Below are 13,948 nucleotides of genomic sequence, written 5' to 3'. Positions count from 1 at the left end.
CTTCTAGCCAGCGATACTTATTTTATCACAGGATGTACATCAGTGCAAGACCACGTGTCTCTTTGTAAAGGATAAAGACAAGAACTTCCACCCTGTTCATATGGTATAATAGAGGAAATACAGAGAAAAGGAAGTGTCTCCCATGGCAGAAGAAGCAGAGAACAACGACAAGAATGCCCCCGTGAGCATCAAGAGAGCCCACGGCCAGGAACAGCAGATCAAGATGGATGTCCTCGACATGGTCAACCGCGCGGAGGACCCCTTTGCCATCATCTACCACCTCGTCAAATGGCTCGGCGAGTTCTCCGGCGAGCCAAGCTATGCCAAGTACGTCGAAGACCAGATCCGCGCAATCTACGGCCTGGCCCTGCAGCATGTCAAGCCCATGCAGGACGAGCTAGATGAGGTCGAGGCGCGCCTCAAGCGCATCGAAGACGCCTACGAGAAGCCTGAGTTCACCGAGGAAGAGCGCATCCGCATCGGCTTCGCGATCCAGCACCACAAGGAGAACATCGAGCGCCTCAAGGTCCTCATCAAGCAGGCCAAGGCCGACCACACGAAGATGGTCATCAAAAAAGACTGACCCCGTGCAGCAGAAATAAAGAGGAGACGGCTCATGAGGAATTCTCATGCGTCGTCTCCTCTTTATCTACGAGATGCGCGATGTATCGATGTGCTGTATGCGCTTTCAGTCGAGGACGTAGACCGTCACATAACGGCGGCCGAAGTCCATGGCCTGGCCGTAGTCCTCCATGCAGAGGTCGATGCGGTCGCCGACGATGGCGCCGCCCGTGTCCGCGGCGATGGCCTCACCGTAGCCCGGGATGTAGAGACGCGTCCCGAGCGGGATCACATCCGTATCGACGGCTGCGATGCCGTACTGGGCCGGGAGGCCCGAGGCCGTGATGCCCTCTCCACCGCCGTCCCACGGCAGGTAAGCTGTCGCTTCCATCGTGTAGACTGCGCTGTAAGGTGCCATGCCATATGAAGTCTCAACTTGTTCTCTTGCTGGTTCCGGTTCGGCAATCTCCAGCGCTGCTGCGTTGTCCACCACCGATATGTCCATATTGCTGTGAATTTTCGTGTCCATGCCCGGCGATGCTGTCACATCGTCCGGATTGTAGCCCTGTTCAACGAGGGCGTCTTTTACGGTCTGAGTGCTGGTCAGGACCTCTTTTTTCTGTCCCTGATAGTCAATCGTGACAGGGACCGCTCGATAAATCGTGATGTCTGTGCTTCTGTCGTCTAATTTCTGTAACTGGTAGGAATCTTTGGCGCTGAGTTTCACGCCAGCTCGTTCGAGTATTGCTTCTGGATTTCTGTGTATCGTGCTGAGTTCAATCGTGTGTCCATCGACGTGGATCTGTACCTGATGCGCATTGTCGGGTGCGCCTGCGCGCGTGAAGCCCGAAGTCATCATGAGCATGATGACCAGCGTCATGCATACCAGGACCTTCTTTTCTGCTTTGTTGTGTAAGGAAATGAGTCGTCTTATACTCATTCAATCCCCCCTTTTTCTTTGATGGGAACCCTTTGAGAACAAGTTCAGTATAGCATAGCAAAAAGAGCAGTGTCAAACTGCATGGTTCTATTGTCCCACTTAAAGCTGAAATCAACCTGAAAAATGGGAACGAAAAAGTGGTGAGCGGCTCTTTCATCGAGCTACTCACCACTTTTCTGTTTCATGTATGTTTCACGCTTATAGGCCGTATAACTGGACCGCATTCTCGGTCGTCTTCTCTGCCACTTCGTCGAGCGTCATGCCGCGGAGCTCTGCGACCTTCTCGGCGACGAACCGCACATACGCAGGTTCGTTCCGCTTGCCGCGCATCGGTACGGGGGCCATGTAGGGGGCGTCTGTCTCGACGAGCAGGCGTTCCATCGGCATGGCCTTGACGATCTCCGGCAGCTTGGCTGCGTTCTTGAACGTCAGCGGGCCGTCGACACCGATGTACCACCCCATCTTGATGAGCTCTCTGGCCATCTCATAGCTGCCCGAGTAGCAGTGCAGGACCCCACGGATGCCCTTACCCTCTTTCTTGAGGATGGCGAGCGTATCGCCGTGGGCATCGCGGTCGTGGATGCAGACAGGCATGTGCAGCTCGCGCGCGAGGTCGAGCTGCCGGATGAAGATGCGGCGCTGCAAGGCGCGACGATCTTCATCCTTCTCCCAGTAATAGTCGAGGCCGATCTCGCCGATGGCAACGACCTTCGGCATGTCCGTCCAGCCCGCAAGGATGTCGTCCTCGCGCGAGGTCATCTCAAAGGCCTCCTCCGGGTGGATGCCGACACCGGCGTAGAGGCCCTCATAGGACTCGGCCAGGTTGACAGCCCGCTCCGAGGACTCGAGCGTGTCGCCCATGTTGATCATGCGCGTGACGCCAACGGCTCTGGCTCTCTGCACCGTCTCCTTGACATCCGCCTGGAACTTCGCGTCATTGAGATGCGTGTGCGTGTCGACGAGTTCGATGCTCATCAGCGCACCTCGGTGCCGGCTGGCATGTTGACCTCGAGCACCTTGAGGCCCTTGCCGTCGCTGGCGGCGAGGATCATTCCCTCGGAGACGACGCCGCGGAGTTTGGCCGGCTTGAGGTTGGCAACGAGCACGACGTGCTTGCCGACGAGCTCATCCGGCTGGTAGAACTTAGCGATGCCCGAGACGACCTGGCGCTGCGGCTGGCCTTCGCCGAGGCTCAGCTGGAGCTTCAGGAGCTTGTCGGCCTTCGGCACCGGCTCTGCCGCCACGACTTCTGCTACGCGCAGTGCGACCTTGCCGAAGTCCTCGATACCGATCACGCCCGGCACTTCTTCTTTCTTCTCTGTTTTCTTCTGCTTGGCAGCTTTCTCCTGCTTTGCCTTCTTGGCAGGCTTCTCCGCCTCTTCCTTCTCTACCTCGATGCGCGGGAAGAGCTGCTCCGGCTCACCGACCTTGAGGCCGGCCGGCACGCCGCCCCACGACTCGATATCCTCGATCTGGACGTCCTTGAAGGCCTGCGGCAGGTTGAGCTGCTTCCAGATGCGCTCCGCCGTGACTGGCATGAACGGGGAAATCAGCACGCTGATGACGCGCAGGGATTCTGCCAGGTTGTACATGACATTGGCAAGTTCCTGCTTCTTCTCCGGATCTTTGGCCAGCGCCCACGGCGTCGTCTCGTCGATGTACTTGTTGGCGCGGCTGATGAAGGCCCAGACCTTCTTGATGGTGGCCGAGAGCTGCATATCCTGCATATTCTTCTTGAAGAAATCCACCGTCTCCTTGGCGTCAGCCTTGAGCGACTTGTCGACTTCACTCTCGCCTTCCGGTGCGAGCAGGACGCCGTCCTGGAACTTGATCGTCATGTTGAGCGTGCGGTGCAGCAGGTTGCCGAGGTCGTTCGCGAGGTCGCTGTTGATGCGCTGGATCAGGGCATCGCGCGAGAAGTTGCCGTCCTGGCCGAGGTTGATCTCGCGCAGCAGGAAGTAGCGGATGGCATCGGCGCCGAACTCGTCGATCAGGCCGTTCGGATCGACGACATTGCCCTTGGACTTCGACATCTTGTCGCCGTCGACGATGAGCCAGCCGTGGCCGTAGACCTTCTTCGGCAGCGGCAGGTCGAGCGCCATGAGGATGCACGGCCAGATGATCGTATGGAAGCGCACGATCTCCTTGCCGACGAGATGCAGGTCAGCCGGCCAGTACTTCTGGAACTTCTCCGGATCGTCGAGGAAGCCGATCGGCGTCAGGTAGTTCGTCAGCGCATCAAACCAGACGTAGATGACGTGCTTCGGGTCGATGGGGACCGGGATGCCCCAGTCGAACGACGTGCGCGAGATGCAGAGGTCATCGAGACCCTGCTTGATGAAGTTGATCATCTCGTTGCGACGCGAGACTGGCTGGATGAAGTCGGGATGATCCTCGATGTACTGCAGCACGCGGTCAGCGTACTTGCTCATCTTGAAGAAGTACGCCTCCTCCGATACTTCCTGTACCGGACGGTGGCAGTCCGGGCAGCAGCCGTTCTCATCGAGCTGATGCTCCGTCCAGTAACTCTCGCACGGCGTGCAGTAGAGTCCCTTGTAGGAGCCTTTGTAGATATCGCCCTTCGCGTAGATGCGGTTGAAGATCTCCTGCACGACGCGCTCGTGACGCTTCTGTGTCGTGCGGATGAAGTCATCGTTGCTGATATTGAGGCGTTTCCAGAGATTCTGGAAGCCTGCGACGATCTTGTCGACGTACTCGATTGGCGTGACGCCTGCCTCTTCTGCCTTCTGCTGGATCTTCTGGCCGTGCTCGTCGGAGCCCGTCAGGAAGAAGACATCCTCGCCGATGAGGCGATGAAAACGAGCGATCGAATCCGCGATCGTCGTGCAGTATGCATGACCGATGTGGAGCTTGGCACTCGGATAGTAGATTGGTGTCGTGATGTAGAATGGTTTCTTTTCCGTCATGAGATTTCCTCCCCGTCAGGCGCTAATGGAACGCCTGCGTAAAATTCAGTATCCTTGCGAATCTGTTGTGTCTATTATAGAACAATTTCCCGCAAATGGAAATAAGCGTAAGAATCAGCGCGGCTCACTTGAGGCATGCTTCGAAGATGAACTGGTTGGCCAGCACGTTCATGTTCGCCGAATTGATATCGGCTGCCTCGCCGAGTGCCTGCCATGCCTTGGCGTAGTCCTTCTGCCGAATGTAGGCGACGGCCTGCGCGTTCTTGGCATCGGCCGTCTGCGGCGTCAGGCGAAGTGCCTCCTGGAAATCGGCCAGGGCTTCTGTTTCCTTTTTCTGTTCCAGCGCCAAGAAGCCGCGGTTATACCAGGCCTGCATGAACTCCGGGCTGAGCTTCAGCAATGCATCGTAGCTCTTGAGCGCCGCCTTGTGGTCGCCCTCGCGCTGCTGGGTGATGGCGAGGTTGTAGTGCGCCGCCATCGAGTCCGGCTTTAGGCCTGCTGCCTGCTTGAAATCCGCCTGAGCCTCCTTGTAGGCGGCGCGGTTGAAGTAGACGATGCCGCGGTAGATGTAGGAGCCTGCCTCGTCCGGCATCTGGCGCACCTTCTTCTCGGCGGCGGCCAGCGAGGCATCAGAGCCGTCCGGAGCCTGTGCCTGCTGCCAGAGGTAGAGTATCTCCTGGCCGTAGCGCGTGCCCGGCACAGCCCAGACGCCGTTGAGCCCCGTCCACTTCGTGATGTGGCCGTGGATGTCGGGGCGGTTGACGACGACATGCTTGTAGCGCGGGTCGACGATTGCACCGTGCGGCCGCTCCTGCGTGGCATAGGCCATAAGATGCTGGATGTGGGCGCGCACGCCGAGCTGCGGCGTCGCAAAGCTCGCGCCCGGCTCGCGGTTGCCCGTCGCGCCGAGGCCGCAGAAGTTGTTCTGCTTCGGCGAGACGTCCCCGCCGTAGGCAAAGAAGCCCGTCTCCTTCAAGGCCTGGCACAGGGCGACGTCCGGCCGGATGCCCTCGCGGCCGGCCTCTTCGTAGTAGTAGCGGACAATGTCCTCGACCGAGCAGTTGAGCTTAGGCTGCGGGTTGCGCTTCTCGATGTAGTGGACCATCTGCTCCTCAGACGCCTCTGCCGCGCCCATGATCGTGATGGTATCGGCCGCGGCCTCCGCCTCGAGCATCGGTTCCTCGTAAGCCGGCGCCAAACGCCACTTGACGCTGTCCATCGCGCGGCGGTTGACCTTGCCCGCCATCTTCTCGGGGAACTGGGGGCGCCCCGGTATCGTGCGCACCGCGGCATCGGCCGCCTTCGACGAGGCAGCCGGGGCGGCCTGGGCCATCACCGGCGCGATCAGGGACGGGATGGGATAGAGCGAGGCCCCGCAGAGCGCGGCAGCCAGCATCACACGCGAAATCTTCATAAAAACCTCCAGGATGTCAATCGAAATGTCAATGTCAATCGTGTCGAATGCTCAAGAGCATCCACCCCATTATACCATATCAAGGCAGTGCCCTCATCCCCGTCGCTTCCCTCGATATTTGCGGATAAAAAAGCTCCCCGCCGCTTATGCAGTGGAGAGCTTCTGTCATGCTTCTGTTTTGCAGGGGCCTGTCGACTCGCGCGTGATCAGGATGTTCTCGAGCGTGATGCGCTTGCTCTGGCCGCCGTGGATCATCTCGACGAGCACGGCGGCTGCGTTGCTGCCGAGCTGGAACATGTTCTGGTCCATCGTCGTGATCTGCGGGTCTACGAGCTTCGAGAGCGTGATGTTGTCGAAGCCGACGACCGAGACGTCCTGCGGCACGCGGAGGCCGAGGCGCTTGCAGGCGCGGATGGCCCCCGTCGCCATGAGGTCATTGCAGCAGAATACTGCTGTCGGAGCGAGCTCCGGCATCACCTTCATGAGCTTGATGCGCGCAGACGTCACCGTATCGATGTTGTTGCCCTCACCGATGTCGACGATGTCTTCCTCATTGAAGAGGCCCTGCTCCGCCATGAAGGCGCGGTACGCCCGCTCCTTGACCGTGTAGGAATCGGAATTCTCACCGCGGACAAAGAGGATGTGCTTGTGGCCGAGCCCTGTCAAGTACTCGAGCGCCTGCCTCGTGCCGAGTGCCTCGTCGTTGGCGACGTACGAGACGTTCGGGATGCGGTGATAGCCATTGATGAAGACGAGCGGCACACGCTTGACGATGCGGCGGTAGAACTCCTCGCGCAGCCCCTCTGTGTTCGGGCTGATGACGATGATGCCGGAGACACTGCGCGAGACGAGCGCATTGATGCACTCCATCTCGAGCTCCGGATCGTTCTGCGCACAGTTCAGGAGCAGGGAATACCCCTGGCGCCGCATGGACTTCTCGATGCCGTCGATGACCTCTGCGAAGAACATGTTGTAGAGGCCGGGCACCACGACGCCGATCGTCGAGGAATGGCGCGTGTTGAGCTCGCGAGCCTGCACATTCGGCACGTACTGCAGTGCGTTGATGGCAGACTGGACGCGCTCACGCGTCTCCGGCTTGACCGGATAATTCCCGTTGACGACGCGCGACACTGTCGCAACCGAGACGCCAGCCTCTTTGGCGACGTCCACGATGGTGGCTTTCTTCTTCATTTCCATGGTCGTTCCCTGCTTTCTTTGGATGATGAGCGTCCTCAATCCTTAGCAGCAGTTGCAACGAAGCGGTCAAATGCCTCCATGCCCTTCGCGTCGCGCTTGTAGACGCCGGCATGCGTGAGAACTGTCTCGAATACTTTGCCTATTTCCTCCTCGAGGATGCCCGTGACATCCTGCTCCGATACCGTCGGGTACCTCTCGCGGAGCATCTTGTACCAGTCAGCATGGCTGGCAATCTCCGTCATGCCCGAGATATCCGGCGTGCCCTTGACGAGCTCCTCGCCGACGCGAGCCATCTCCTTCTTGAGGCGGGCCGGCAGCACAGCAAGACCCATGACCTCGATGAGGCCGATGTTCTCTTTCTTGATGTGATGCACTTCGGCATGCGGATGGAAGAGACCGAGCGGATGCTCTTTCGTCGTGCGGTTGTTGCGCAGCACGAGGTCGAGCTCGTAGAGATTGCCGCGGCGGCGCGCGATCGGCGTGATCGTGTTGTGCGGCGTGCCGTCTGTCTCAGCGAGGATCTCGACGCTCGGGTCGCTGTACTTGCGCCATGCATCGAGAATCTTCTCAGCGAGGTCCGCGAGCTCCTCGCGGTCTTCGCCCTGCAGGCGAATCGTCGACATCGGCCATTTGACGCGGCCTACCTTGATGTCCTCAAAGCCCGGGAAGGTATAGAACTTCTCGATTGGGGCCTTGGCCATCGCGAAGGTGTAGCGGCCACCCTGATAGTGGTCGTGCGAGAGGATGGAACCGCCGACAATCGGCAGATCTGCATTGGAACCAAGGAAGTAGTGCGGGAAGATCGTCACGAAGTCCAGGAGATTCTCGAAGCTCTTGCGCGAGACTTTCATCGGCACGTGCTTGCGGTTCAGGACAATGCAATGCTCATTATAATACGTATACGGGGAATATTGCAAGAACCAGCGGTGAGCCGAGAGGCGCAGCGGGATCAGGCGATGCGTCTCGCGAGCCGGATGGCCCGGATGGCCGGCATAGCCTTCGTTCTCGCGGCAGAGCAGGCACTTCGGATAGCCCGAGGACGGTGCGAGCTTCGCCTTGGCGATGTCGCGCGGGTCCTTCTCCGGCTTCGAGAGGTTGATCGTGATGTCGAGATCACCGTACTCTGTCGCCGTCTTCCAGACGATGTTCTTGTCGATGCGGTCCTTGCGGATGTAGTTCGACGCGATGCTCATCTTGTAGAACTCGTCCGTCGCGGCCTTCGGGCTGCGCGCGTAGTCATTCGTGAAGCGGCGCACGACTTCCGACGGGCGCGGCATGACACAGTCCATGATGCGCGTGTCGAAAAGGTCGCGATTCTCGGTCGTATTCTCGATCAGGCCCTTCTCGGCAGCATAATCGAGCATGTTCTCGAGGATCGGCATGGCCGTCGGCAGCTTCTCGTCGACGAACTCCGGCTCAAAGGCATCGACTTTCAGGACGTCGATCAGGCGGTTGGCCGCATAGTAGTAGTCATCCTCGTTGATCAGCATGTTCTGCTTTGCAAAATTCAACAAGCGATTGATTTCCGTATTGATGGACATGATTTTCCTTCCTTTCACCCTTCGGCTCTTGCAAGACTGCCTATCTTATTTCTCGTAGCCGTTCGGGTGTTTCTGGTGCCAGGTCCAGGCCGTGCCGATGACCTGCTCGACGTTCGTATAGCGCGGCTTCCAGCCGAGGATCTTCTTGGCCTTGTCCGAGGAAGCGATGAGCTGGGCCGGGTCGCCGGCGCGGCGTGCGCCCATCTCGACCTTGATGTCCTTGCCCGTCGCCTTCTTTGCTGCCTCGATCATCTCCTTGACCGAGAAGCCCTTGCCGTTGCCGAGGTTGAAGATATTGCTCTCGCCGCCCTTGCGCAGGTACTCGAGGGCCAACACATGAGCGTCAGCGAGATCGATGACGTGGATGTAGTCGCGCAGGCACGTGCCGTCCGGCGTCGGATAGTCATCGCCGAAGACCGTGATGTGATCGCGCTTGCCGAGCGGGACCTGCAGGATCAGCGGGATGAGGTGCGTCTCCGGGTTGTGGTCCTCGCCGATGGAGCCATCGTCGAGTGCACCGGCTGCGTTGAAGTAGCGCAGCGAGACGTAGCGGATGCCGTTCGCGCGGCTGACCCACTTCATCATCTTCTCCATCGTGCGCTTCGACTCGCCGTACGGGTTCGTCGGCTCCGTCGGATCGTCTTCCATGATTGGCACGCGCTTCGGCTCGCCGTAGACAGCAGCCGTCGACGAGAAGACGATCTTATCGACGTTGTTGCGTACCATCGCCTCGAGCAGCACCTGCATGCCGTAGACGTTGTTGTTGAAGTACTTCAAGGGTTTCTGGACGCTCTCGCCGACGAGGGAGTTCGCTGCGAAGTGGATGACCGCCTCGATGTTGTTCTCCGTGAAAATCTTGTCGAGGATGGCTGCGTCGCGGATATCGCCCTCGTAGAACTTCGCCTTCGGATTCAGGGCATCGCGATGACCCGTCTGCAGATTGTCGACGATGACAACGTCTTCGCCCTTCGCCACGAGCTGATGGACTGCATGAGAACCGATATAACCAGCGCCGCCACAAACCAGAATAGACATATGTAATCTTCTCCTTTTTTCTTTCATGATACAACAGATTGTATCCGGAAACCTTACCGACTTGTTAAGATTCTGTTACGTCAGCCCTCGATGCGGTGCGTACCGTCCGAGATGCTGGCAACGACGAAGCTCGGCGCGTAGCCGATCTTCTCCGTGTATGCTTCGCCGACATTCTTCTTGAATGCCTCGATGGCATCGTTCTTGACGAGGCTGACCGTGGAGCCGCCGAAGCCTGCACCCGTCATGCGCGAGCCGATGACACCTTCCTGCTGCCATGCGATCTCTGCGAGCGTGTCAAGCTCCTTGCCCGTCACTTCGTAGTCGTCGCGCAGCGAGAAGTGCGACTCGTTCATCAGGCGGCCGAACTCCGTGACATCATTGTTCTCGAGTGCCTTGACGGCGTCGAGCGTGCGGTTGTTCTCGTAGACGGCATGGCGTGCGCGATGACGCTCGAGGACTTCCTCGATGTGGCCGGCAATCTGATTGAATTCGTCATTGCCGAGCTCGCCGAGTGCCTTGAGCTCCGGCTTGACTTCCTTGAGCTCGTTGAGCGCATGCTCGCACTGTGCGCGGCGGACATTGTAGGCCGAGGAAGCGAGGCTGTGCGGCTTGTTGGTGTTCGTGATGACGATGCTCGCGTCCTCAAGCGCGATCTTGCTGTAGCGATACGAGAGCGTGTTGCAGTCGAGCAGGATAGCGCAGTCCTTCTTGCCCATGCCGACAGCGAACTGGTCCATGATGCCGCAGTTGACGCCGACGAACTGGTTCTCTGCCTTCTGCGAGAGCTTGACCATCTCGATCATGTCGAGTCCGAAGCCGAATGCCTCATTGAGGATGACCGACGTCAGCACCTCGAGCGAAGCCGAAGAAGAAAGGCCAGCGCCTGCCGGCAGTGTGCCGTAGATCAGGATGTCAAAGCCGTGCGTGGCCTTGTGGCTGGCCTTCTCGAATACATCGACGACGCCCATCGGGTAGTTTGCCCAATCCTTGGCAGTGTCATAAGAGAGGCCCGTCATCGGGAACTCGATGATGCCCTTGTCGGCAAGGTTCATCGAGTAGATGCGCGTCGTCATGTCCTTGCGGTCTGCGACGACAGCGTACGTGCCGAGCGAGATGGCGCACGGGAAAACATGACCGCCATTGTAGTCCGTATGCTCGCCAATCAGATTGACGCGGCCTGGGGAGAAGTAGCTGCGCTCCGCTTCCCCGCCGAACTGCTTTGCAAATTCCTGTTTCATCGTCGCTAAGATTTCCATTTTTGTAACCCTCCATCGCCTTAGTTTGACTCTTCGTCTGCTTTGTCTCTGTGCGTCTCCGATCGATATGATTCGGTAAACGTTTTCTTATAGCCCCTAAAAGATGGCGCAAACCTGATTACCCGCCGATTTGCACCTTCTTTTTTCTTGTTGTCTCTAGTTTACCGCGTCTAAGCTGTATTGTCAAGTATTATTGTAAACGTTTTCTGGAATTGTTTCTATCAAAAAGAAAAGACCAGGTCGCAGCCTGGTCTTCCGTACAGATCCAATCGCTCTCACGAATCCGCCTGCAACAAGGCGTTGTAGACATCGCGGCGCGCAATGCCAAGCGTCTTTGCCGCCTCGCGCATAGCGTCTTTCTTGCCGAGCCCTGCCGCCATGAGCTCGCGGCAGAGCGCGACGGGGTCCTTCTGCTGCACCTCAGGTTCAGTCTCCTCGCCGGAGAAGCCCTCGACAATCAGGACGTACTCGCCGCGCGGCTCCTGCGCGTCGTAATAGTCTGCGAGTTCCTGCAGCGTGCCGCGGTGGAATTCCTCGAAGCGCTTCGTGAGCTCACGACCGAATGCAGCGCGGCGTGCGCCCCCGAGGACAGCTATGAGCTGGCGCAGTGTCGCGCGCAGGTGGTGTGGCGCCTCGTAGAAGATCAGCGTCTCACGGTGATCTTTGACCTCTGCTAGGACTTCCTTCTGCTTCTTGGCCGTCTTGGGCAGGAAGCCGACGAAAGTGAAACGCGTCGTGTCAAGCCCCGAGCAGATCAGGGCTGAAAGCCCCGCATTGCAGCCCGGAAGTGGCGAGACGCGGATGCCCGCCTCGATGGCGAGCATGGCGAGATGGCTCCCCGGGTCGCAGATGCCTGGCAGGCCCGCGTCGCTGACGCAGATCAGGTCGTGGCCCTGCAGCAGCCATTCCACGAGCTCCGGCCCCTTCGTGAACTTATTGTGCTCGTGATAGCTCGTGAGCTTCGTGTGGATGTCGAAATGCGTGAGAAGCTGGCGCGTGTGACGCGTGTCCTCCGCCGCAATGAGCTCGACCTCGCCGAGCATGCGCACAGCGCGGTACGTCATGTCCTCGAGATTGCCGATTGGCGTCGCGCAGAGGTAGAGGGTGCCTGCGGCAGCGCCCCGCTTCTCTTCCTGTTGTTCCTTCATTTGTTTTCTCCTGCATCCTGCATGCCGTAGATGGCAAGGATCTCCTCCGTATAGCTGCCGTCTTCCCGATGCACGATGAGCGGCGGCATGACCTTGAGCCCTCCAGGGGCCGCGCCGACAACGGCTTCGATGAGCATCATGTTCGGCGCCCGGCCCTCCTTCGGCTGCACCATGCGCAGCCGCTTGGGCTCCATCTGATTCTCGTGCATGGCCACGATGATCTCGCCGAGGCGCTCTGGCAAATGGACCATCGCGAAGCGGCCGCCGAACTTCAGCGCGTAGCGTGCAGCCCGCACGACGTCCACAAGCCGCGCCGTGAACTCATGGCGTGCGCGCGCGACGCCGCTCATCTTGTTGACCTGCCCGTGCGCCACGGGGCGGTACGGCGGATTGGCCAGCACGGTGTCGAAGGATTCGGCGGGGTAGAGCGTGCGGATCTCGCGGTAGTCGCCCTGCCGGACCGAGATGCGCGCCTCGAGCTCATTCATGTAGACATTGCGCGCCGCGAGCTCCGCCATGACGGGGCTGATCTCCACGGCTTCGACGTGTGCAACCTCATCGGCGATGAGGAGCGGGATGACGCCCGTGCCCGTGCCGAGCTCCAGCACGCGCTGGCGTGAGCGGTAGTGCGGGAAATGCGCAAGGAGGACCGCGTCGAGCGAGAAACAGAATTCCCGCGTGTCCTGGATGATCTTGCGGCCACTCCTCATGAGGTCATCGAGCCGCTCGTGCTCGCGAAGCACTGCCTCTCTCATGACTTCGTATCCTGACGGGCCTGCTCCTTCGGCTGCCCGCTCTCCTGCTTCTCGCGCGGCGCTCTCGGACGGCGCGCATTGTGCGGCCGGCTCTGGCGCTCAGCGCTGCGGTTCTCGCGCGGGCGACGGCTGCGGCGGCTGCGCGAGCTGTGCTCTCTTGCCTGCTCGCTGCTTCCGTTGCTGCCATTACCATTGCTGCCGTTGCGGCCGCTGCGGCTGCCGTGCTCGCGTCCCTCGCGGGGGCGGCGGCTGCCCGTGCGCTCGCGTTTCGACGGGCGGCGTTCTTCGCGCGGCTCCCGCTTGACCTCAGGCGCCTTTTGCTCCGCGCTCTCGACTTCGACTTCCTGCTCGATGACATCTTCCCACGCAGCGACAACCGTGCGGCTATTGTCGAGCAGGATGGTCGCCGTGCGCCGCTGCTGGTTGAGGGAGATGACCTTGCCTTCCCCATCCACCGTGACGACGCGGCCGCCCTGCTGCGGCGGTTGGATTTTCTTCACCTGCTTCGGGCACTGGCCGCAGTAGCAGTCGCTTTCGTATTTGAGGCAGCACATGAGGCGGCCGCAGATGCCCGAGATCTTCGTCGGGTTCAGTGAGAGATTCTGCTCCTTAGCCATGCGGATGGACACAGGCTCGAAATCCCCTAGGAAAGTCGCGCAGCAGAGCGGCCGCCCGCAGCAGCCGATGCCGCCCATCATCTTGGCCTCATCGCGCACGCCGATCTGGCGCAGCTCGATGCGCGTGCGGAAGACAGAGGCAAGGTCCTTGACGAGGTCGCGGAAGTCAATGCGGCCGTCCGCCGTGAAGTAAAAGATAATCTTGTTGAGGTCGAACGTGTACTCAACCGAGACGAGTTTCATGGGAAGGCCGTGCTCGCGGATCTTCTTCTTGCAGATGACGCGCGCCTCTTTCTCATGCTTGCGGTTGTCCTCGACGCGCTGCAGGTCGTGCGCATTCGCGATGCGCTGGATGACCTTGAGCGGCGGGGCATCCGGTGCCGGCTCGATTTCCTCGGGACCCGTGACGACGCGCCCGCACTCCATGCCCCTCGCCGTCTCGACGATGACATGCTGTCCCTTGGCAATCGTGAGCTGCCCGGGGCTGAAATGATAGATCTTGCCCGCTGTCCTGAAGCGGACTCCGATGATTGTCTCCAATATGTTCCTCCTAAATA

12 protein-coding genes are annotated in these 13,948 nt (G+C 59.6%); 1 reads left to right on the top strand and 11 read right to left on the bottom strand.

Annotated features, from left to right (window positions below; translation table 11 throughout):
* Positions 1-142: 142 nt before the first annotated feature.
* The gene (locus B2X55_RS02175; RefSeq protein WP_286820695.1) at positions 143-583 is read left to right on the top strand and encodes a hypothetical protein; all 441 of its coding nucleotides are present in this window, start codon (positions 143-145) and stop codon (positions 581-583) included.
* Between the two features lie 105 nt (positions 584-688).
* On the opposite strand, the gene B2X55_RS02170 is transcribed toward B2X55_RS02175, so the two are convergent.
* From B2X55_RS02170 to B2X55_RS02120, 11 genes are all read right to left on the bottom strand, one after another.
* Entirely contained in the window at positions 689-1,501 is an 813-nt protein-coding gene (locus B2X55_RS02170) for a G5 and 3D domain-containing protein (protein ID WP_036374180.1), read from the bottom strand.
* A 198-nt stretch (positions 1,502-1,699) separates the two neighbouring features.
* Positions 1,700-2,476: a TatD family hydrolase gene (locus tag B2X55_RS02165; protein ID WP_036374185.1), complete on the bottom strand. Its 777-nt coding sequence runs from the start codon at positions 2,474-2,476 to the stop codon at positions 1,700-1,702.
* Positions 2,476-4,428: a methionine--tRNA ligase gene (metG, locus tag B2X55_RS02160; RefSeq protein WP_270527748.1), complete on the bottom strand. Its 1,953-nt coding sequence runs from the start codon at positions 4,426-4,428 to the stop codon at positions 2,476-2,478. Before metG ends, B2X55_RS02165 begins: the two co-directional genes overlap by 1 nt.
* Positions 4,429-4,552: 124 nt before the next feature.
* Positions 4,553-5,842, bottom strand: coding sequence for a tetratricopeptide repeat protein (locus B2X55_RS02155; RefSeq protein ID WP_286820694.1), 1,290 nt, complete (start codon positions 5,840-5,842; stop codon positions 4,553-4,555).
* Positions 5,843-6,007: 165 nt separating this feature from the next.
* Complete coding sequence (locus B2X55_RS02150) at positions 6,008-7,039, bottom strand: LacI family DNA-binding transcriptional regulator (protein WP_270527746.1); 1,032 nt, start codon at positions 7,037-7,039, stop codon at positions 6,008-6,010.
* Positions 7,040-7,074: 35 nt separating this feature from the next.
* Positions 7,075-8,580 (bottom strand): UDP-glucose--hexose-1-phosphate uridylyltransferase, encoded by a 1,506-nt coding sequence (gene galT, locus B2X55_RS02145; protein WP_286820692.1) that lies wholly within the window; start codon positions 8,578-8,580, stop codon positions 7,075-7,077.
* Positions 8,581-8,625: 45 nt separating this feature from the next.
* The gene (galE, locus tag B2X55_RS02140) at positions 8,626-9,615 is read right to left on the bottom strand and encodes a UDP-glucose 4-epimerase GalE (RefSeq protein ID WP_036374199.1); all 990 of its coding nucleotides are present in this window, start codon (positions 9,613-9,615) and stop codon (positions 8,626-8,628) included.
* Positions 9,616-9,695: 80 nt separating this feature from the next.
* Positions 9,696-10,871 (bottom strand): galactokinase, encoded by a 1,176-nt coding sequence (locus B2X55_RS02135; protein ID WP_286820691.1) that lies wholly within the window; start codon positions 10,869-10,871, stop codon positions 9,696-9,698.
* 275 nt (positions 10,872-11,146) lie between these two features.
* A complete protein-coding gene (gene rsmI, locus B2X55_RS02130; protein WP_286820690.1) occupies positions 11,147-12,019 on the bottom strand; it encodes a 16S rRNA (cytidine(1402)-2'-O)-methyltransferase in 873 nt (290 codons plus the stop codon).
* Complete coding sequence (locus B2X55_RS02125) at positions 12,016-12,774, bottom strand: tRNA1(Val) (adenine(37)-N6)-methyltransferase (RefSeq protein ID WP_036374207.1); 759 nt, start codon at positions 12,772-12,774, stop codon at positions 12,016-12,018. Before B2X55_RS02125 ends, rsmI begins: the two co-directional genes overlap by 4 nt.
* On the bottom strand, positions 12,771-13,931 hold the full coding sequence (locus B2X55_RS02120; protein ID WP_286820689.1) for a PSP1 domain-containing protein: 1,161 nt from the start codon (positions 13,929-13,931) through the stop codon (positions 12,771-12,773). The genes B2X55_RS02125 and B2X55_RS02120 overlap by 4 nt, the downstream gene beginning before the upstream one ends.
* Positions 13,932-13,948: the final 17 nt, after the last annotated feature.

Source organism: Mitsuokella sp. UBA4253 (assembly GCF_002395285.1).
Classification (GTDB): Bacteria; Bacillota; Negativicutes; order Selenomonadales; family Selenomonadaceae; genus Mitsuokella; species Mitsuokella jalaludinii.
The sequence above is the reverse complement of the archived record's forward strand: the minus strand, read 5'-3'. Positions and strand labels throughout refer to the sequence as shown.